Genomic DNA, 20,018 nt, shown 5'->3' with positions numbered 1-20,018 from the left:
CATCGCTTACCCATAACATCAGGAGACATCCGTGAAAGCTGAAGCCATTCGCATCCTCTGTGTCGCAGCGTGCCTGGTCGTGCCGGCCGCGCATGCGCAAGACTATCCCAAGCCAGACCAGACGCTGAAGATCATCGTGCCCTTCGTTGCCGGCGGCGGGGTCGACAACGCGGCCAGACTGCTGTCCGAGCGGCTGCGCCAGCAGATGGGTCTCAACGTCATCGTCGAGAACCGCGCGGGAGCCAACGGGTCGGTCGGGGGCAGGGCCGTCCAGCTCGCCGCCGCCGATGGCTACACGCTGCTTTTTTCGGCCTCCACGCATATCTTCGCCAAGGACGTGATGGTGAATGCGCCCTACGATCCCGAGAAGGACTTCGTGGCGGTCGCCAAATTCGCCGAGGCGCCCTTGCTTCTGGTGGTGGCCTCCCAGCTCGGCGTCACGACGCTCAAATCGGCGATCGCTGCAACCACCGACGGCAAGGGGCCGTGGTCGGCGGCGTTGCCCGCCTACGGGGCCGCCAGCCATCTCGGCACCTTGCTTCTGGCCAAGCAGACGGGCATGAATCTCCAGTATGTGCCGTACAAGGGCACCCAGCCGGCATTGATCGACGTGGCCGGCGGCCATGTGCAGCTGCAGTTCGATTCCATGGTCTCGTTGGCGCCCATGGCCCGGTCCGGCCGTGTCGTTCCGCTCGCCATCTCGTCGGACAAACGCGTCGCGGCGCTGCCTCAAGTCCCGACGTTTGCCGAAGCCGGCGTGCCGGGTCTGGTCTATTCGTCCTGGTACGGGGTCTGGGCGCCGAAGAACACGCCCCCTGAGCGCGTGAAGACGCTCAACGCCAACATCAACAAGGCGGCGGAGTTCCTGGCTCAATCCGGCGCCCTCGACACCCTCGGACTGAACGCATCGCCGATTTCGACGGAGAAGTTCCAGTCCCTCGTGTCGTCGGAAATCGCACTCGGCCGAGACCTGCTGCGGGCATCCGGCTTCAAGCCGGAATGAGTGCCGAGACCGGCCCGCCGGGCCTGTCCGTCCCGATTCCGCGGTTCATCCCGGCCAGCCGTCGCTCGACCGGGGCCGGCAGACCCCGCTGGCCCGAAACGCCGACCGCTCGCGCAGCCTGTCAGGCGATGGACGCGCCCCCGTCGAGCGTCACGATGGTTCCGGTGGCATAAGGTGTCGCCGCCAGCAGCAGCAACTGGCGCGCGATGTCCAAGGGTTGGCCGACGCACCCGGCAGGGTAGCTGGCCCGCAGTCTTTCGAACATCGCTTCGCGCACGCTCGGCTCCATCGAATCCCACATCGAGGTGTCGACGACGGCCGGAGACACCGCGTTGACACGGACCGGCTTGAGCTCGAGTGCCAGCCCGCGCACCAGGCTCTCCAACGCCGCGTTGATGGCGCCCATCAAGGCCCGTCCGGCGGCAGGCCGAGTCGACAGAAAGCCCGCAACCACGCCCAGCGATCCGCCACTGTGGATGCGAGCGTGCCGGGCCACGTGATAGAAGCCCCAGAACTTGCTGTCGACGGCATCCAGCGCCGAGGACAGCGGCAGGTCGCGCACGGCCGCCATCGACACCTGCGAGCCGGTGACGACGATGTGGTGCCATGGTTCGTCGAGCGCGAAGAACCGGGCGACCGCCGCATCGTCGGCGAGATCGAGCACTGCGCCCCGCAGCCCGTGTGCGCAAGAGCGGCAAGCCGCCTCGACACGCTCGCGGGAACGGGAGGCGATCGTCACATCGGCCCCCAGTTCGGCCGCCAGCTCGGCGGTGGCCAAGCCGATGCCCGAACTGCCGCCGGCGACCAGGATGCGCTGACCTGAAAAATCTAGCATTCGAATGACCTTTGGATCATCAACCGATATCGGTTGCGGTGTTGCTGTGCGAAAGCGCGTAGAGACCGTGGATCGCCTCCCGGCAAGCGCCGGCCTTCACGAGCGCGGGGTCGCCCAGATGGTCTGCGGCAAACCGCTCGAGAGCGGATCGATCGTAGCCGCAGACGATGAAGATCCAGTCGGCGGCGGGATCGGGGCCGCCCCTGATCTTCTGCTCGGTGGTCGCCGCGATCTTCGGCGTCTGGTTCTGCAGCAGATGGCCGGCCGCGATGCCCGTCGACGCCGCTGCGGACCGAGCCAATGCGCGGAGGTGCGCACGCAGCCGCTCGGACGCGCCTTCTGCAGGCGAGAGGCGCACAGTCAGGGCATGCCGCGAGAGCGCTCCGCCCGTGCTCTCGAGAACGCGGCATTGGCTGCGCACCATGTGACGGTGATGCGGCATCATCTTCGTCGACCACGGCGTGGGTGCATTGAGTCGATCCAGATAGCCGCGCGAAATCAAGGTCTCGTACGCATCCAGTTCGTACATGACAAAGAACCCTTCGCCGCCATCGACGGCCGACCAGCGCGAGCCCCGATTGAACCCGGGAATGCGCATGCGTTCCGGAAAGTGTTCATGGGTGTGCCAGTCCTCGAATTCCGATCGGATGTCGGGCGCGATGTCCCACCACATGGCGATGGCGCCCTGACCGTGTAACGACATTCGATACTCCTTATTTGCTGCCGCGCATGCGAGCCAACTCGGCGTTGACTTCGTTCATCAGCGGCTCGCCGACCTGCTGGGCGAATTTGTCGATGACCGGCTGGACCTTCTGTCTCAGGCGGGCCAGCTCGGCAGGCGCGACTTCGTTGACCTGCATCTGCTTGCTCAGGTTGGCGATCGACTCGATTTCCTTGGCCTGCGCGATTCGGCGTTCCTCCTGCTTGGCTTCGTTGGCCGACTCGACGATGATCTTGCGTTCCGCCTCGGACATGCCGTCCCATGTCTTCTTGCTCATCAGCACCGGCATGCCGGTGTAGACATGGCGGGTCAGCGAGAGGTACTTCTGCACCTCCGAGAACTTGGCCGACTCGATCACGCCGACCGGATTGTCCTGGCCATCGATCGCCTTGGACTCGAGCGCGCCATAGACCTCGCCGAACGTCATGGGCACAGGGTTGGCTCCCAGCGTGTTGAACATGTCCAGATAGATGGGCGAAGCGATGACGCGGATCTTCAGACCTTGAAGATCTTCCGGTTTGGCGATGGGGCGCTTGCTGTTGGTCATGTTGCGAAACCCCAGGTCCCAGATGCCCAGCCCGACGAGTCCGTGATCCGCCAACTTGGCCTGGAGCTGGGTGCCCACCGGCCCGTCTGCCAGTGCATAGGCCTCTTGAGGGGTGTTGAAGAGGAAAGGGAAATCGAACACCATGAACTGTTTGTCGATCCCGGCCAGCAAGCCCGTCGCCATCGAGGCGAAGTCGAGCGTGCCGCCCCTGACCGCCGACAGGTTCTGCGGATCGCCGCCCAGCACCGCGTTGGGAAACAACGCAACCTTGATCTTGCCTCCGCTCTTTTCCGCCACGAGTTCGGAAAACTTCTGAGCGCCCAGTCCCAGAGGATGATCCTTGGCCAGGCTGAACGCGAACTTCAGGTTGCGTTCCTTGATGTCCTGAGCCCATGCCCCGGACATCGCAGACGCCAGTGCGATCGTGCCGAGCGCGGCCAGTGTGGCGCGACGAATCAAAGATGTCTTCATGTCTCCATACCTTTCTGTTGTCTCCTGTCCGAGTACCGAGTTTCGCCCGGCTTGGCCATCTTAATCAGATTTCCTGAATGGCTTTCAACTTATTTATGCCATTCAAATTTTGAAAGATGCTTTATGATCCGGCAAAATCCGAGTCAACCAAAGGAATGCCAATGAGCGGTGCTCTCGAAAAATCCTTAGCCATCCTCGAGTACCTCGTGGCCTATCCGGATGGCGTTGCGCTCGTGAAGATATCCACCGACCTCAACATGCTCCGCAGCGGTTGCCACCGCACGCTGCACGAGCTCATCGGTTATGGCTATGTCCGCCAGATGCCGCAAAAGGGCGACTACGCGTTGACGACCAAGATGGCTTCGATGGGCCTGAGCTTCCTGAGCCGCTCCGGCGTGGTCGACATCGCCCAGCCCGTGATCGAACGGCTCGCCCGGGCGACAGAGGAACTGGTGCGCCTGGCGATCGTGGACGGCAGTCGTCTGACGCTGGTCGCCAAGGCGCAGGGCGCCAAATCCGGCCTGCTGTACGACCCCGACATGGGCATCGATCTGCGGCTGTCCTGCAGCGCAGCCGGGCATGCCTGGCTGATGACCTTGCAGGAAGACGAGGCTGCCGAGTACGTCTCCAAGCAGGGATTGGGCAGTCCGCGCCAGTTCGGCCCCAATGCCCCGACTTCGCTCAAGGCGTTGCAGGCCGCCCTTCGCCTGCATGCGAAGCGCGGCTACAGCATCATCCAGGACGCCTATGCGCCCGGCATGAGTTCGATGGCCGCGCCTGTTCGACGCAAGGGCGAGCCGGCGACGGGCGTGCTGGTCATTGCAGGGCCCTCCGCTCGCCTGACCGCCAAGAACATGGCTCGCTTTGGTCCGGAGCTGATGTCCGCGGCCGACGAACTGGCGATGTCCGGGAGCGCATCCCCCTTGCTGAAGGCCGCGAATGTCGGGACGTGGGGCAACCGCGTGGACAGCGGAGCGGACTGAATCCGCCGTTTCGTGCAGATCGAGGACAGGTGCCGGACATCGGCAAACCGCCGGTGGCCCACGGCGCAGCATGCCTTTGCGCCCAGGCTGGGATAATCACGCCCCTATGTCTTTGAAGATCGAATTCCCCGAGTCGCTGCCGGTCTCCGGCAAACGCGACGAAATTGCCCGTGCACTGGCCGAGAACCAGGTCATCATCGTGTGCGGCGAAACCGGCTCGGGCAAGACCACGCAGTTGCCCAAGATCGCCCTGGCCATGGGCCGTGGCCGGCTCAATGCACCCGAGGGCACCCGGGGGCGTCTCATCGGCCACACGCAGCCGCGCCGTATCGCGGCCAGCTCGGTGGCCAAGCGCATCGCCGAAGAACTGAAGACGCCGCTGGGCGAGGTCGTGGGCTACAAGGTCCGTTTCCAGGACCGCCTCTCGCGCGATGCATCGGTCAAGCTCATGACCGACGGTATCCTGCTGGCCGAGACCCAGACCGATCCGCTGCTCAAGGCCTACGACACGCTCATCATCGACGAGGCGCACGAACGCAGTCTGAACATCGATTTTCTGCTCGGCTACCTGCGCGAGATCCTGCCACGCCGGCCCGATCTCAAGGTCGTGGTGACCTCGGCCACCATCGATGCCGACCGGTTTGCCGAACACTTTGCCTCCAAGCGCGGCAAGGCCCCCGTGATCTACGTCTCGGGGCGGACCTTCCCGGTCGAGCAGCGTTACCGGCCCTACGAGGAATCGCGCGACTACGGCCTCAACGAGGCCATTGCCGACGGCGTCGACGAGCTCTGGCGCAATCCCGCCGACGGCGGCGACATCCTCGTCTTCCTGCCCGGCGAACGCGAGATCCGCGAGGCCGCCGACCATCTGCGCAAGCACCTGGCGCACCATCCCGTGCTGCGCAGTGCCGACGTGCTGCCGCTGTTTGCCCGCCTGTCGCAGGCCGAGCAGGACCGCATCTTCGACAGCCACAGCGGCCGTCGCATCGTGCTGTCGACCAACGTCGCCGAAACCTCGCTGACCGTGCCGGGCATCCGCTATGTCATCGACAGCGGCACGGCGCGGGTCAAGCGCTACAGCTTCCGCAACAAGGTCGAGCAACTGCTGGTCGAGCCGGTGAGCCAGGCCGCGGCCAATCAGCGCGCCGGCCGCTGCGGCCGGGTGGCCAACGGCATCTGCATCCGTCTCTACGACGAGAAGGATTTCATCGCCCGTCCGCGTTTCACCGATCCCGAGATCCTGCGCTCGTCGCTGGCCGGCGTCATCCTGCGCATGAAGGCCCTGCACCTGGGCCTGGTCGAGGATTTCCCCTTCATCGAGGCGCCGCAGCGCCGTGCCATCGCCGACGGTTACCAGCTCCTGCAAGAACTGGGCGCGGTCGACGAAGCCAACGAGATCACGCAGGTCGGCGCCGAACTGGCGAAGCTGCCGCTCGATCCGCGTGTGGCGCGCATGCTGCTCGAAGCCCGCGAACGCGGTGCCTTGGCCGAGGTGCTGGTCATCGCCTCGGCCCTGTCGGTCCAGGACGTGCGCGACCGTCCGCTCGAGGCGCAGCAGCAGGCCGACCAGGCCCATGCCAAGTTCGACGACGAGAAAAGCGAGTTCAGCGGTTACCTGACGCTCTGGAAGTGGCTGCACGATGCGCGGGGCGGCGCGCCGGTGGCCACCTCCCGCCGCGAAATGGCCGTGCAGCGGGGCGAGGTGCGCAAGGCGTCTGCTGCCGTGCTGCCGGTTGCCCAGCGCCTGACCGCGCCCGCGGAAGCCCCGTCCACGGCAAGCGCCACGGACATCGCCCCCGCCAGCCACAAGCTCAGCAATCGCCAGTACGAGGCCCTGCTGCGCCAGAACTTCGTCAATGTGCGCCGGGTGCGCGAGTGGCGCGACATCCACAGCCAGCTGTTGACCGTGGTCACCGAGCACCGCTGGCCGATCAACCCGCAGCCGGCCAGCTACGAGCAGTTGCATCTCTCCATGCTGTCCGGGCTGCTGGGCAACGTCGGCTGCAAGAGCGACGAAGAGGACTGGTACCTGGGCGCGCGCGGCATCAAGTTCTACCGGCATCCGGGCGCGAACCTGCGCAAGAAGCCCGGCCGCTGGATCGTCGTCGCCGAACTGGTCGAGACCACACGTCTGTTCGGCCGCGGCATCGCCGCCATCGAGCCGCAGTGGATCGAGGAGATCGGCGCCCATGTGCTCAAGAAACAACTGCTCGATCCGCACTGGGAGAAAAAAGCCGCGGAAGTCGTGGCGCTGGAGCGTGCGACGCTGTACGGCACGGTGGTCTACAGCAATCGCCGCATCAACTACGGCAAGGTCGATCCCATGGCCGCCCGCGAGATCTTCATCCGCGAAGGCCTGGTCGGCGGGCAGTGGGACAGCAAGCTGCCCTTCCTGACGCACAACCAGAAGCTGGTGCGCCAGGTCGAGGAGCTCGAGCACAAGTCGCGGCGGCAGGATGTGCTGGTCGACGACGAGCTCATCTACGCCTACTACGACCAGCACCTGCCTGCCGATGTGTGCTCGGGCCGGGGACTGGAGCACTGGTGGCGCGAAACGAGCCGCGGCCAGCCCCGCCTTCTGCACCTCAGCCGCGATGAGCTCATGCGGCACGAAGCCGCGGGGGTCACCACCGACGCCTTTCCGCGCAACGTGCGCCTGGGCGGCATCGACTGCCGTGCCACCTACCTGCACGATCCGGGCGATCCCAAGGATGGCCTGACGGTCGAGGTCCCGCTGTTTGCACTCAACCAGGTCAGCGAGGACCGCTGCGAGTGGCTGGTGCCCGGCATGCTGCGCGAAAAGATCCAGGCCCTGCTCAAGAGCCTGCCGCAGAAGCCGCGTTCGCGGTTCGTGCCGTTGCCCGAGTCCGCTTTACGCCTCGAGCAGGAACTGGGCACGCCCGAGCGCTACGGCCAGGGCTCGCTCACGGATGCCCTGCTCAAGGCGGTGCGCGCCGCCACCAGCCTGGACGTCAAGCGCACCGACTTCAAGCTCGACATGCTCAGCCCCCACTTGTTCATGAACGTGCGGGTGGTCGACGAGCATGGCCGGCAGCTCGGCCATGGACGCAACCTCGGCGCACTCAAGTCCGAACTGGGCGTGATGGCGCGGGGGGCCTTCCAGGCGCTGGCAGCGCTGCGTACCGCCGCGCCTGCCGCGCCCGAGTCCGCCGATCCCGGCCCGGCCGCCGCTGCACAGGCCGAAGGCGCCGCGCATGCGGCAGGCCGGCGCCACGCGGCCACCGGGGCCGTCGCAGCGTCTGCATCGGCACGCGGCAGCAGCCCGGCTGCAACGGCCGACCAGAACTACACCACCTGGGCTTTTGGCGAACTGCCCGAACTGATGGAGATCCAGCGCGGCAAGCAGACCTTGATCGGTTTCCCTGCCGTGGTCGACCGGGGCAGCGAGGTCGGCATCGAGGTCTTCGATGAACCCGAGGTCGCAGCCGGCCGGCATCGCGCCGGACTCCGGCGGCTGTTTGCCCTGCAGATCCGCGATGCACTCAAGTATCTCGAGAAGAACATCCCGGATCTGCAGAAGATGGCCGTGGCCTATATGCCGCTGGGCACGGCCGATGAACTGCGTGCGCAGATTCTCGACGTCGCCCTCGACCGGGCTTTCCTGCTGGATCCCTTGCCTGCGAACGAAGGCGAGTTCAAGCGGCGGGTGGAAGAGGGCCGTGGCCGGTTGACCCTGATCGCCGGCGAGGTGGCCCGGCTGGCGGCCGTCATCCTCGCCGAGTACGCCACGGCGGCACGCAAGATCAAGGACACCAAGATCCAGCCCGATGCCACGCGCGATGCCGAGCAGCAGTTGCAGCGGCTGGTCGGCAAACGTTTCCTGGCCGATACGCCCTGGGCGGCGCTGCAGCACTATGCGCGTTACCTCAAGGCGATCACGCTGCGGCTGGACAAGCTGCGCGCCGATCCGGCACGCGATGCCACCCGGTTGGCCGAACTGCGCCCGCAGGAGCAGCGCTACTGGCGGCTGGTGGCCGATCGCAAGGGGGCCGTCGATTCACGCATGCAGGAGTTCCGCTGGCTGCTCGAGGAATTGCGTGTGAGCTTTTTTGCTCAGGAGCTGCGCACGCCGCAGCCCGTCAGCCTCAAGCGCCTCGACAAGGTCTGGGCGCAGCTGTCGGCCTGAAGACGCGATGCGGAGGGGTCTTCGGGCCTGTCCGTCTCAAAGACGCTGCAGCCGCTCCAGTGCGGTCTGCAGTGTCTGGTCCTGCTTGGCGAAACAGAAACGAACCACACGCTGGTCGAAGCCGTCGCGGTAGAACGCCGACGTCGGGATGGCTGCCACGCCCAGCTCCACGGTCAGCCACTGGCAGAACTCCGATTCGTCGAGGTCGCTGACCGCCGAGATGTCGACCGACTGGAAATAGGTGCCTTCGCAAGGCAGCAGCTTGAACCGGGTGCCGGCCAGTCCTGCACGGAACAGGTCGCGCTTGCGCTGGTAGAAAGCCGACAGCTCGAGATAGGGCGCCGGATCGGCCATGTACCGTGCCAGTCCGTGCTGCATCGGCGTGTTGACCGTGAACACATTGAACTGATGGACCTTGCGGAACTCGGCCGTCAGCGCCGGGGGCGCCGCCACGAAGCCGACCTTCCAGCCGGTCACGTGGTAGGTCTTGCCGAAGCTCGAGACGATGAACGCCCGTGCGGCCAGACGCGGCAGGCTGGCCGCGCTCTGGTGGTGCTGGCCGTCGTACACCATGTGTTCGTAGACCTCGTCCGAGATCAGCACGATGTCGGTGGGCGCCAGCAGCTCGTCGAGCTGGCGCCATTCCTCGGCCGTCCACACCGTGCCGCTGGGGTTGTGCGGTGTGTTGACGACGATGGCGCGCGTGCGCGGCGTGATGGCCGCGGCGATCCTGGCCATGTCCGGGCGGAAGGTGTGCGGCGTCAGCGGCACGCCCACCACGGTGGCGCCGGCCAGTTCGATGTTCGGCACATAACTGTCGTAGCAGGGTTCGAGCACGATCACTTCGTCGCCCTCGCGCACCACGGCCAGCACGGCCGTCAGGATGCCCTGGGTGGCGCCGGCGGTCACGGTGATGTCGGTCGCCGCGTCGTAGCGGCGGCCGTACAGCGCCTCGATCTTGTCCGAGATCGCCTGGCGCAGCGGTGCGGCGCCCGGCATGGGCGGGTACTGGTTGTGTCCCGCGCGCATGGCCTCGGCCACCGCATCCACCAGCTTGGGATCGCACGAGAAATCCGGGAATCCCTGCCCCAGGTTGACCGCGTCGTGCTGCACGGCGAGCGCCGACATCACGCTGAAGATCGTGGTGCCCACGCGGGGCAGCTTGCTCTGCAGCGCAGGCGTGCGCGGCGTGGCGGACTCGAGGGCGGACAGGGGGGCGTTCATGGTGACGTCGGGGTGGCGGTCGGGGAAATGAATGAGGGAAGGTGGATGACGCACGGACAGCGTGCAGGGCTTTGACGCGGCGCCGTCTGGCGCCCGATGCTCAGAGCCGGTAGCCGTCGCCTTCCGTGCCGTTCATGGCCTTGATGATGAGGTCGCGGCTGAGCCGGTCGCTGAGCAGCTCGGCGAAGCGGTAGACGAAATTGCGCAGGTAGGCGCCCCGCTTGAAAGCCACGCGGGCCACGTTCTGGCCCAGCAGGTAACCCAGCGGTTGCACGGCCAGGTCGGCGTTGGCGGCAGGGTCCTCGGTCACGGCCATCTCGGCGACGATGCCGATGCCCAGCCCCAGGCGGACATAGGTCTTGATCACGTCCGAGTCGATCGCCTCGAGCGCAATGCGCGGCTGCAGCGACTTGGCCGCAAAAGCCTGGTCGATGCGGGTGCGGCCGGTGAAGGAGGGGTGATAGGTGATCAGCGGCTCGCTGGCGATGTCCTCGAGCGTGATGTTGCTGCGGCCGGCCAGCGGATGGTGCTGGGGCATGACCAGCACGTGCTGCCATTCGTAGCAGGGCAGCGTCACGAGTTCGGGGTAGTTGTTGAGCGACTCGGTCGCCATGCCGACCTCGGCCACCTCGTCGATCAGCATCTTGGCGACCTGATCGGGCGAGCCCTGATGCAGGCTGACGTTGACCTTGGGATAGAGCTCGCGCAGCTTGGCCACCGGCGAAGGCAGGACGTAGCGCGCCTGCGTGTGCGTGGTGGCGATGGACAGCGTGCCGCTGTCCTGGGCGCTGTACTGTTCGCCGATGCGCTTGAGGTTGCCGATCTCGCGCATGATCACTTCGATGCTGCGCAGCACATGCTCGCCCGGCTCGGTGATGCGTTTGAGCCGCTTGCCATGGCGCGCAAAAATCTCCACGCCCAGTTCTTCCTCGAGCTCGATGATGGCCTTGGACACGCCGGGCTGCGAGGTGTGCAGAGCCTTGGCGGCCTCGGTCAGATTCAGGCCACGGCGCGAGGCTTCCTGAACAAAGCGGAACTGGTGAAGGTTCATAGATTTATATGCGATACGCGCTAATGAATCCCTTCATTATGCAGCGAATATCTAAGAACTTGTGGTTATGAGGGAAATGCGGACCAGGCTTCCCGCTTCAGGCCTGGCCGCTCGGCAGTCTCAGGGCCCATTGCGAGATCGCTTCGATCATGGCCGGATCCTCGCCCAGAGCCGTGCGCAACACGAACGCGGTATCGGTATGCCGCTGCCGGAGGGCGGCAACCAGTTCCGGCAGATCCTCGCGTGCGTGCCGGCCTGTCCCGAGGAACATGGGGAGGATTTCCACCGTGCGTGTGCCCTGTGCCACCAGCGCATCGCACGCCGTGGGCAGGTCGGGCGTCATGAGTTCGAGATACGTGCAGACCACGGGCCGATGGGGCACCAGCGTGCGCAGCCGGGTTGCCACGGCTTCCATGGGTTCGGCCCAGCGGGGGTCGCGCGAGCCGTGGCCGAACAGCACGATGGCCGTGCCGCTGCCGTCGGGGGTCTGGATGGGAGGAGTCGAGGCAGTCATTTCGGGGCAGTCATTGAAGGGGTCTTTGCTAACGCTTGAGCACCAGCCAGCCGAAGGCGCCCAGCGACAGCAGGCTGTAGAGAATGCCCGGTGCCGCCGCCGCGATCCAGGGCGACCAGTTGCGCAGGTTTCCGATGTAACCGAACACGTTGTTGAGCAGGAAGAAGCTGATGCCGATCAGCACGCCCGCGAACACGTAGCCGGCCATGTTGCCCGAACGGAAGTGCAGGTAGGCGAAGGGCAGGGCCAGCACGACCATCACCAGGCAGCTCAGGGGGAAGAACACTTTTTTCCAGAACTCGATGGCGTAGCGCTGGGCGCTCTGCTCGTTGGCTTCCAGATGCTGGATGTACTGGAACAGGGCAATGGTGCTCATGCGGTCGGGCTTGAGCACCGCTGCAGAGACCATTTCCGCCGAGATCTCGGTGGGCCAGACATAGCTGGGCAACTGCTCGCGCGCGACCCGGGCCCGCTCGGCCTTGGCCGGCGGAAAGAGGCTGCGGGTGACGTTCTCCAGTTGCCAGCCCTCGGGCACCACGCGGCCGCTGGCGGCTTCGGTGAGGGACGACAGGTAACCCTGTTCGTCGAAGGCGTAGACGCGGATGTTGCGCATGGTGGTGTCCGAGGCCAGCGCGCCCACATTCACCGAAAAACGCTTGTCGCCCTGCGCCTCGCGCAGCCAGGCCCCGGTCTGGCCGACCGAGATGTCGCCCGAGTGGCGGGCCTTGAGCAACTGCGCGCCGCGGTCGCTCAGCGGCGAGACATAGTCGCCCAGCGCGAACGTCAGCACCACGAAGCCCAGGCCCAGCACCAGCAGGGTCCGCAGCGCACGCCAGGGCCCCAGTCCGCTGGTGCGCAGGATGGTGAACTCCGAACTCTGCGCGAAGCGGGCCAGCACAAAGATCGTGCCCAGCAGCACGGCGATCGGCAGCAGCTCGTAGAGGTGGCCGGGCACCAGCAGCGTCACGTAGAGCAGGGCGTCGACCGTGCGGTAGGGGATCAGCCCGCTGCCGACGTCCTGCAGTTCGTCGACCAGGTCGAAGAAAAAGAACAGTGCCAGAAACCCCACGGTCACCAGCATCACGGCCTGCAGCACCTCGCGGTAGATGAATCGGCGGATGGTCTTCATGCGGCGCCTCCGGCCTGCGTTGCGTCGGTGCGGCCGCGGGGCAGCAGATCGCGCCACAGCCAGTTCAGTTCACGTTTGTAGAGCCAGCCCAGTGCAAGGGCCAGCATGCCGCCGTGCAGCAGCACCAGCCAGGCCACCAGTCCGATGCGGCCGGAGCCGATCCAGTTCTGCCCCAGCGTGATGAGGTTGTAATAGACGACGAAGGACAGCAGCGCAAAGATGGTGTTGAGACTTCGGCCCGCCCGCGGATTGACGCGTGTGGACGCCAGCGCGATGAGCAGGAAGTTGACGCCGGCGAAGGCCAGCCCCAGCCGCCACGACAGCTCGGCACGGCTTTGCGGGGCCGGATCCTGCAGCAGGTCGAGGGTGTTGCGGGCCCGAACCGGCGCCACCTGTTGTGCCGGGGCCTGGGCCTGGGCCACCAGAATGCTGTAGCGGTCGAAGTCCGCGATGCGCATGGCCGTGCCGTCGTTGGCCGCCGGATCCTGCCAGCTCTCGAGGTTGCGCCCGTGTTCGAGCACCAGCACCCGGTCGGTGCCTTGGGTCTCGATGTGGCCGCGCTGTGCCGAGGTGATGGTGAGCTTGCCGTCCTTGACGGTCGAGACGAAGACGTTGCGGCCCGTGTTGCTGTCGGGGGTGTCCTTGTCGATGAAGAACACCCGGCTGCCGTTGGACGACTCCTGGAACTGGCCGGGCGCGATGCGGTCGAGGTCGCTGCGCTGCTCGTAGTTCGCGCGCAGGTCGGTGATCTGCTGGTTCGCCCAGGGCCAGATCACCACCGCCAGCGCCAGAATCGTGGCCAGGATGGGCCAGGCAAACCGGAAGATCGGCCGCACGAAACTCGTCAGGCCGCGGCCGCTGGAAAACCAGACCACCATCTCGCTGTCGTGGTACATGCGCGAAAGCACGCCCACCACGGCCACGAACAGGCTCAGCGTGAGGATGGTCGACATGTGGCTGAGCACCGTATAGCCCATGACCATCATCACGTCGGCAGGACTCACCGAACCGCGCGCTGCCAGGCGCACGGCGCGGATGAGCATCATGCTGATCACAATGGAGACCAGGACGACGAAGGTCGCGCCGAAGGTCCGGGCCAATTCTTTGCGTATGGAAGAATGGAATAACATCGAAGAATCTCTAGGGTGCAACACCCTACAAGGAAAACGTGGATTATGGACTTTGCTCTCAAGAATGCAGATCTCGCCGCTGCGGCGAATGAAAAGGCTGATGCTTTGGTCGTGTTGGTGCCCGAAGGTTTCAAGCCCGGCACCGATGCCCTGTCGGCGTTGATCCAGACGGCGCGCTCCGCTGGCGATTTCGAAGGCAAGCCGGGCCAGACCCTGCAACTGTATGCGCCCGCCGGCTTCGGCGCACGCCGCGTCACCCTGGCGGGTGTCGGCGCCGGCCTTGCCCGCCACGTGGCTCAGGCCGTCCGCTCGGCCCTGGGCGGGCTCAAGGACAGCCCGGTACGCAAGCTGGCGCTGGTGCTGGCCGCGCTCGATCAGCCTGGCGAGGACGTGGTCCGTGCCGCCGTGCTGGCCTGCGGCGATGCCACGTATGTCTACACCTACACCAAGGCCAAGGCACGCGCCAGCACCATCGGCCGCGTCACGCTGCTGAGCCCGGCCGGCATCGGCCGGCAGGGCGTGGCCGAAGGCCGTGCGCTCGCCGAAGGCATTGCCTTCGCCAAGGAATGGGGCAACCGGCCCGGCAACCACGCCACGCCGACACTGCTGGGCCAGGCCGCACGCACCCTTGCACGCCTGCCGCGCGTGCAGGTCGAGGTGCTCGGACCCAAGGAAGTCGCCGCGCTGGGCATGGGCTCGTTCATCGCCGTCGCCAAGGGCTCGGTCGAGCCCCTGCGCTTCATCGTGCTGCGCTACAACGGCGCCGCCAAGTCGGTGGCCCCCCACGTGCTGGTCGGCAAGGGCATCACCTTCGACACCGGCGGCATTTCCATCAAGCCTGCCGGCGAGATGGACGAAATGAAGTTCGACATGTGCGGCGCCGCCAGCGTGCTCGGCACCTTCCGTGCGCTCGGCGAGTTCCAGCCCGCCATCAACGTCGTGGGCCTGATCGCCAGTTGCGAGAACATGCCCGATGGACAGGCCCTCAAGCCGGGCGACGTCGTCACCAGCATGAGCGGACAGACCATCGAAGTGCTCAACACCGACGCCGAGGGGCGCTTGGTGCTGTGCGATGCGCTGACCTACGCCGAGCGCTTCAAGCCGCAGAGCGTGGTCGATATCGCCACCCTCACCGGCGCCTGCGTGATCTCTCTGGGCGGCGTGCGCAGCGGCCTGTTCAGCACCGACGAAGCCCTGGCTGCCGACCTGCAGGCTGCAGGCGAGCAAGCCGGCGACCTCTGCTGGAGGTTGCCGCTCGACGACGACTACGCCGACGGCCTCAAGACCCATTTCGCCGATGTCGCCAATGTGGCCGGCCGTGCGGGCGGCGCCATCACGGCGGCCAAGTTCCTGCAGCGTTTTGCCTCGGCCTATCCCTGGGCGCATCTCGACATCGCCGGGACCGCCTGGAAGGGCGGCGCGGCCAAGGGCTCCACGGGTCGTCCCGTGGGCCTGCTGTTCCAGTACCTGCTGAACCTGGCGGCCAAGCCGGCCGCAGCCGACGCCGTTGCCGCGACACGCAAGCCGGGTGGCCGCCGCAAGACGGCAGCCCCCGTGGCCGCCGAGGTCGTACCGGCCAAGGCTGCCCGGCGGACCCCGGCCGCGACCGTGGCTGCGGTGGCTGCGCCCGCAGTCAGGAAAACCGCATCGGCCCGCAAAGCCGCTGCTCCCGCACCGGTGCGCGCACGTCGCGGCGCGCGTCCGGCGGCCTGAGGCCAGGGCTCATGACCCGTATCGATTTCCACTCCAATGTGGCCGATCGCTGCGCCTACGCCTGCCGCCTGCTGCGCAAGGCGGCGGGGCAGGGCGCCCGGTTGCTGGTCGTGGCCGAAGAGCCCTTGCTCGACCGGCTGGACCAGGCCCTGTGGAATCTCTCGGATACCGAGTTCCTGCCGCATTGCCGCAGCGTGGATGCCGCCGAGATGCTGGCCGCCAGCCCGATCGTGCTGCACGATGCGGGCGCGGCCGAGCCGCCCGACCTCCAGGCCTGCAGCGTGCTGGTCAACCTGGGCCAGGCCGTGCCGCCCGGTTTCGAGCGTTTCGAACGCCTTGTCGAAATCCTGGGCAGACCCGAGCTCGATGCCGAGGGTGTGGCCCAGGGACGCCGGCGGTGGAAACATTACAAAGACCGGGGTTACGCCCTGCACAACCACGCGTCGCCATGAAGTCCGCGGCGACGCTCACCGGCCCGTCTGCACCATGACCGATCCGACCCAACCTGCCGGCCCGCCGGCCCACATCCCGACCTTGAACGACGTGCTGATGCCGGCACCCGACGAGCGGCTGGTCGACCTGCCCCATCCCGCAGCCGTCGAAGCCGCGGTGGTCGCGCAGGTCATGGCCCGCATCCAGCCCCTGCTCGAGCACCATCTCCAGACCGCGTTGAACGACCTGATCCAGCGTGAAAGCCAGCGCCTCGCGCACCAGATCCGGGAAGAAATCGAACTTGTCGTTCGCCAATGCACCGAAGACGCGCTGAAGCCGGCCAGGCCGGTGCGCTGATGTCCACCTCCGGCGTCTCTCTTTTTTGACGGACGTCCGTCAGCAGCCCGGCGGTGCCTGGGCGCTATCCCGTGGCCTCCGGGGCCGACGCCGGCCCACCACAAAACCGGCCCTTGCCGCATGCGGGTAAAACCTCGCGCGGTCCATGCACCAAATCGGTCAAACTTTGCGCGACGGCCGGCCTTGGATGTGGCGCAGAACTTGCAATATCGCTGCAGCCGAGTCGATGTCTGTCCTCGTTTTTGCAGGACGGGCTGGCTTTCGGATGTTCAACCAATCTGAGGTTTTTGGAGGCTGATATGCAATGGAAGTTGACAGTCGTCGTGATGGCCGCCGCCCTGGCCGCTGCCGCTTGCGGCAAGAAGGAAGAGACGCCTGCAGCAACGACGAGTAGCGCCGCACCTGCAGCGGCACCGGCTGCCGCCCCTGCCGGCGGCGATGTCGTCGTGCGCATCGGCCATGTGGCCCCCATGTCGGGTGGCCAGGCCCACTACGGCAAGGACAACGAGAACGGTGCCCGCTTTGCCATCGAGGACCTGAACAAGCAGGACATCACCATCGGTGGCAAGAAGGTCAAGTGGGAACTGGTGGCCGAGGACGACGGTGCCGATCCCAAGCAAGGCACCGCCGCCGCACAGAAGCTGTGCGATTCGAAGGTCGCAGGCGTGGTGGGTCATCTGAATTCGGGCACCACCATCCCCGCCTCCAAGATCTACAACGACTGCGGCATTCCCATGGTCACCGGTGCCGCCACCAATCCGGACCTGACCAAGCCCGGCTACGACACCACCTACCGCATCATCGCCAACGACAACGCGCTGGGCGCAGGCCTGGCCAACTACGCCGTCAAGACGCTGGGCTTCAAGAACGTGGCCGTCATCGACGACCGCACCGCCTACGGCCAGGGCGTGGCCGACATCTTCCGCAAGACCGCCGAGACCGATGGCGCCAAGGTCGTCGACCAGCAGTTCACCACCGACAAGGCCGTGGATTTCATGGCCATCCTCACGGCCATCAAGTCCAAGAACCCCGACGTGATCTTCTACGGCGGCATGGACGCCCAGGCCGGCCCGATGCTGCGCCAGATGGCCCAGCTCGGCATGACCAAGGTCAAGCTGTTCGGCGGCGATGGCATCTGCACGACCAAGATCGTCGAACTGTCGTCGAAATCGGCGACCATGGACAACGTGATCTGTGCCGAAGGCGGTGCCTCGCTGGCGAAGATGCCCGGTGGCGTGGAATGGAAAAAACGCTACGACGAACGTTTCCCGGGCGAGTTCCAGATCTACAGCCCTTACACCTACGACGCGACCATGCTGCTGGCCGATGCCATGAAGCGTGCCGATTCGGCCGATCCCAAGGTGTACCTGCCCAAGCTCAAGGAATCCAGCTACCAGGGCGTGACGACCACCATCAAGTTCCAGCCCAACGGCGAACTGGTCGATGCCCCCTACACGCTCTACAGCTACAAGGACGGCAGCAAGGTGCCGGTCGAGCAGTAAGCTCGCAAAGCCGCGCGTCATCGGCCGGGATATCTCCTGGCAGGTGGCTTGCCAGCCAGCCCGCAGCCCGCAAGGCCTGCGGGCTTTTTTGCGAACGGCCACCGGGGGAGGCGAGGCGATGTCTTTATATGAAATCTGAATATAAATTCAAGGTAAATGGGTATTTCTTGAAATTAGCCGAGGGATACACAATGGGGGTGTCCATCCTTCGGATGCCGTTTTTTGGAGATTCCCAATGAGCAACACTCTTCGTCTGGGCGACCAGGCTCCCGATTTCAAACAAGCTTCGAGTCAGGGCGACATTCAGTTCCATGCCTGGGCTGGCGACAGCTGGGTCGTGCTGTTTTCCCATCCGGCGGATTTCACCCCCATCTGCACCACCGAACTGGGCCGTACCGCTGCGCTCAAGACCGAATTCGCCAAGCGGGGCGTCAAGCCCATCGCCGTCAGCGTCGATCCGGTCGAGTCCCACTCCGAGTGGATCAAGGACATCAACGAGACCCAGAACACCGAGGTCGACTTCCCCATCCTGGCCGACGCCGACCGCAAGGTGGCCGAGCTCTACGACCTGATCCACCCCAATGCGTCCGCCACGCACACGGTGCGCAGCGTCTTCATCATCGACCCGAAGAAAGCCATCCGCGCCACCATCACCTATCCGCCGAGCACCGGCCGCAACTTCGAAGAGATCCTGCGTGTGATCGATTCGCTGCAGCTCACCGACAGCCACAAGGTCGCCACCCCGGCCGACTGGAAGGACGGCGACGACGTCGTGATCGTGCCCAGCCTGCAGGATCCGGAAGAGATCGCCCGGCGTTTCCCCAAGGGTTACACCACGGTCAAGCCCTACCTGCGCGTCACGCCGCAACCCAACAAGTAAGCGCTGACTGCGGGCTGGCCCACGTGTCCTCGGGGATGCGCGAGGGGCCGGCCTCGAGACCGACGAAGGACCTGCCGCACAGGTCCTTTTTTCATGGTGGCCAGGCGAATGGGCACGACCTGCATCCGCAGGTGCGCCAGGGCACAAGAAATCACGATTTGTCCGCGAACTTTGTCGTCCGGCTGCTCTCAATGACAGGGCTTGGACGACAATCCATGCGTGCTGAACGAATCGAGCGGGCCGCGGCCGGGATGAGCGTCCGTGGCGGCTGCCTGGCGATCGTTCACATGTCTTGGGGCGCGCCAGTTGCTGCGAGCCAATATGATGGGCGGCCCCTCCTGGGCTGATGAAGAGGAATCGAAGTGCTGACTACGCTGTTGGGAACCCGCCGCAAGGTGCTGGCCTGGGTGTTTGCGATCTGTGTGCTGCTGCTGGCATTTGCCTTGTATCTGCAGCATGTCGTGGGGCTCGAACCCTGCCCCATGTGCATCGTGCAGCGTTACGCGCTTTTCCTGGTGGCCATCGTGGCCGGGCTGAGCGCTTTGCCTCGTGCGCGGTCGGTGCATCTGGCCGGTACGGTGCTGGCCCTGGTCGGTTCGGGTTTCGGTGCCTTCGTGGCGGCCCGCCAGAGCTTTCTGCAGTGGTACCCGCCTGAGTTCGCTTCGTGCAGCCGTGACTTCTACGGCATGATCGAGACCTTCCCCCTGCGCCGTGCCATTCCCATGATCTTCAAGGGCAGCGGCGACTGCACCGCCATCGACTGGACTTTCCTCGGCCTGAGCATCGCCAACTGGTCGTTCATCGCTTTTGCCGGCATGGCCATCGCACTGCTTTACGCCCTGTTGCGCCGCAAGTGATCGCCGGCAGGTGAACGGCGACGGCACAGACGATCACTGCACCAACGGCAGTTGCACAACCAGAAGCCCCGTGTCGGCCAAGACACGGGGCTTCTGTCTTTGCGAGGGGGCGGCTCGGCCGGGCCGGCAAGGCGCCAGCGGTTTCATGCCGGTCGTGCTGCGATCTTCCATCAGGGTCTCCACCCGTGCGCCGGCTGGCGGCGTTTGTTATGGTGATCCCCATATAAAAGTACGATCGTTCTTTTTGGTCGGGCAGGCGGGTGTTTCCCCAATCCGTGGAAAACATCTGCTATTCCCCATGCCGTATGGGGACGATGCAGAGGGACACTAGAATGTCCAGTTGACGTAAGCGTCAATCGACGGTCTTGTGAGTCGATGGCGCGATGGATCAATCTAAGGAGCCGCAATGAAGGTGTTGGTAGCAGTGAAAAGAGTCGTGGACTACAACGTGAAAGTCCGCGTGAAGTCCGATGGCAGCGGTGTGGACATCGCCAACGTCAAGATGAGCATGAATCCGTTCGA

The 20,018-nt window shown here is 65.5% G+C and carries 17 protein-coding genes and 1 pseudogene; 10 read left to right on the top strand and 8 right to left on the bottom strand.

Annotated elements, in window-relative coordinates; all coding sequences use genetic code 11:
• The first annotated feature begins 31 nt into the window (after nucleotides 1–31).
• A complete protein-coding gene (locus EC845_RS14650; RefSeq protein ID WP_123298881.1) occupies nucleotides 32–1,003 on the top strand; it encodes a tripartite tricarboxylate transporter substrate binding protein in 972 nt (323 codons plus the stop codon).
• 121 nt (nucleotides 1,004–1,124) lie between these two features.
• On the opposite strand, the gene EC845_RS14645 is transcribed toward EC845_RS14650, so the two are convergent.
• The 3 genes from EC845_RS14645 to EC845_RS14635 are packed head-to-tail and all read right to left on the bottom strand — an operon-like array spanning nucleotide 1,125 to nucleotide 3,577.
• Nucleotides 1,125–1,838 carry an SDR family oxidoreductase gene (locus EC845_RS14645; RefSeq protein ID WP_123298880.1) on the bottom strand — a complete coding sequence of 238 codons (714 nt, stop codon included), beginning with the start codon at nucleotides 1,836–1,838 and terminating at the stop codon, nucleotides 1,125–1,127.
• 19 nt (nucleotides 1,839–1,857) lie between these two features.
• A complete protein-coding gene (locus tag EC845_RS14640) occupies nucleotides 1,858–2,541 on the bottom strand; it encodes a hypothetical protein (RefSeq protein ID WP_123298879.1) in 684 nt (227 codons plus the stop codon).
• A gap of 10 nt (nucleotides 2,542–2,551) precedes the next feature.
• A complete protein-coding gene (locus tag EC845_RS14635) occupies nucleotides 2,552–3,577 on the bottom strand; it encodes a TRAP transporter substrate-binding protein (RefSeq protein ID WP_123298878.1) in 1,026 nt (341 codons plus the stop codon).
• A gap of 161 nt (nucleotides 3,578–3,738) precedes the next feature.
• Between EC845_RS14635 and EC845_RS14630 the strand changes: the two genes are divergently transcribed.
• Together EC845_RS14630 and hrpA are read left to right on the top strand one after the other, a co-directional pair.
• A complete protein-coding gene (locus EC845_RS14630) occupies nucleotides 3,739–4,560 on the top strand; it encodes an IclR family transcriptional regulator (protein ID WP_123298877.1) in 822 nt (273 codons plus the stop codon).
• A gap of 70 nt (nucleotides 4,561–4,630) precedes the next feature.
• A complete protein-coding gene (gene hrpA, locus EC845_RS14625) occupies nucleotides 4,631–8,707 on the top strand; it encodes an ATP-dependent RNA helicase HrpA (protein WP_199739813.1) in 4,077 nt (1,358 codons plus the stop codon).
• Nucleotides 8,708–8,743: 36 nt separating this feature from the next.
• Here hrpA and EC845_RS14620 read toward each other — a convergent pair whose 3' ends face one another.
• The 5 genes from EC845_RS14620 to lptF form a co-directional block, all read right to left on the bottom strand.
• The gene (locus EC845_RS14620) at nucleotides 8,744–9,931 is read right to left on the bottom strand and encodes a pyridoxal phosphate-dependent aminotransferase (RefSeq protein ID WP_123298875.1); all 1,188 of its coding nucleotides are present in this window, start codon (nucleotides 9,929–9,931) and stop codon (nucleotides 8,744–8,746) included.
• A 100-nt stretch (nucleotides 9,932–10,031) separates the two neighbouring features.
• A complete protein-coding gene (locus EC845_RS14615) occupies nucleotides 10,032–10,982 on the bottom strand; it encodes a CysB family HTH-type transcriptional regulator (protein ID WP_123298874.1) in 951 nt (316 codons plus the stop codon).
• Nucleotides 10,983–11,079: 97 nt separating this feature from the next.
• Nucleotides 11,080–11,496: a sirohydrochlorin chelatase gene (locus EC845_RS14610; protein ID WP_123298873.1), complete on the bottom strand. Its 417-nt coding sequence runs from the start codon at nucleotides 11,494–11,496 to the stop codon at nucleotides 11,080–11,082.
• Nucleotides 11,497–11,524: 28 nt separating this feature from the next.
• Entirely contained in the window at nucleotides 11,525–12,625 is a 1,101-nt protein-coding gene (gene lptG / locus EC845_RS14605; protein WP_123298872.1) for an LPS export ABC transporter permease LptG, read from the bottom strand.
• Nucleotides 12,622–13,755 carry an LPS export ABC transporter permease LptF gene (gene lptF / locus EC845_RS14600; RefSeq protein WP_123298871.1) on the bottom strand — a complete coding sequence of 378 codons (1,134 nt, stop codon included), beginning with the start codon at nucleotides 13,753–13,755 and terminating at the stop codon, nucleotides 12,622–12,624. The genes lptG and lptF overlap by 4 nt, the downstream gene beginning before the upstream one ends.
• A 45-nt stretch (nucleotides 13,756–13,800) precedes the next feature.
• On the opposite strand from lptF, the gene EC845_RS14595 reads away from it, so the two are divergent.
• The 7 genes and pseudogenes from EC845_RS14595 to EC845_RS14565 all read left to right on the top strand — a co-directional run.
• Entirely contained in the window at nucleotides 13,801–15,468 is a 1,668-nt protein-coding gene (locus tag EC845_RS14595) for a leucyl aminopeptidase (RefSeq protein ID WP_123298870.1), read from the top strand.
• An 11-nt stretch (nucleotides 15,469–15,479) separates the two neighbouring features.
• Nucleotides 15,480–15,920, top strand: coding sequence for a DNA polymerase III subunit chi (locus EC845_RS14590; RefSeq protein ID WP_123298869.1), 441 nt, complete (start codon nucleotides 15,480–15,482; stop codon nucleotides 15,918–15,920).
• A gap of 34 nt (nucleotides 15,921–15,954) precedes the next feature.
• On the top strand, nucleotides 15,955–16,257 hold the full coding sequence (locus tag EC845_RS14585) for a hypothetical protein (RefSeq protein ID WP_123298868.1): 303 nt from the start codon (nucleotides 15,955–15,957) through the stop codon (nucleotides 16,255–16,257).
• A gap of 299 nt (nucleotides 16,258–16,556) precedes the next feature.
• A complete protein-coding gene (locus tag EC845_RS14580) occupies nucleotides 16,557–17,759 on the top strand; it encodes a branched-chain amino acid ABC transporter substrate-binding protein (RefSeq protein ID WP_123298867.1) in 1,203 nt (400 codons plus the stop codon).
• Nucleotides 17,760–17,994: 235 nt separating this feature from the next.
• Nucleotides 17,995–18,639 carry a peroxiredoxin gene (locus tag EC845_RS14575; RefSeq protein WP_123298866.1) on the top strand — a complete coding sequence of 215 codons (645 nt, stop codon included), beginning with the start codon at nucleotides 17,995–17,997 and terminating at the stop codon, nucleotides 18,637–18,639.
• Nucleotides 18,640–19,001: 362 nt separating this feature from the next.
• Nucleotides 19,002–19,496 (top strand): disulfide bond formation protein B, encoded by a 495-nt coding sequence (locus EC845_RS14570; protein WP_123298865.1) that lies wholly within the window; start codon nucleotides 19,002–19,004, stop codon nucleotides 19,494–19,496.
• 406 nt (nucleotides 19,497–19,902) lie between these two features.
• Nucleotides 19,903–20,018, top strand: a pseudogene (locus EC845_RS14565) (electron transfer flavoprotein subunit beta/FixA family protein); the annotation flags it as partial.

The organism is Comamonas sp. BIGb0124, from assembly GCF_003752175.1.
Taxonomy (GTDB): Bacteria; Pseudomonadota; Gammaproteobacteria; order Burkholderiales; family Burkholderiaceae_C; genus Comamonas_F.
Note: the sequence above shows the minus strand (reverse complement) of the source record. Positions and strands in the feature narration are given on the sequence as shown.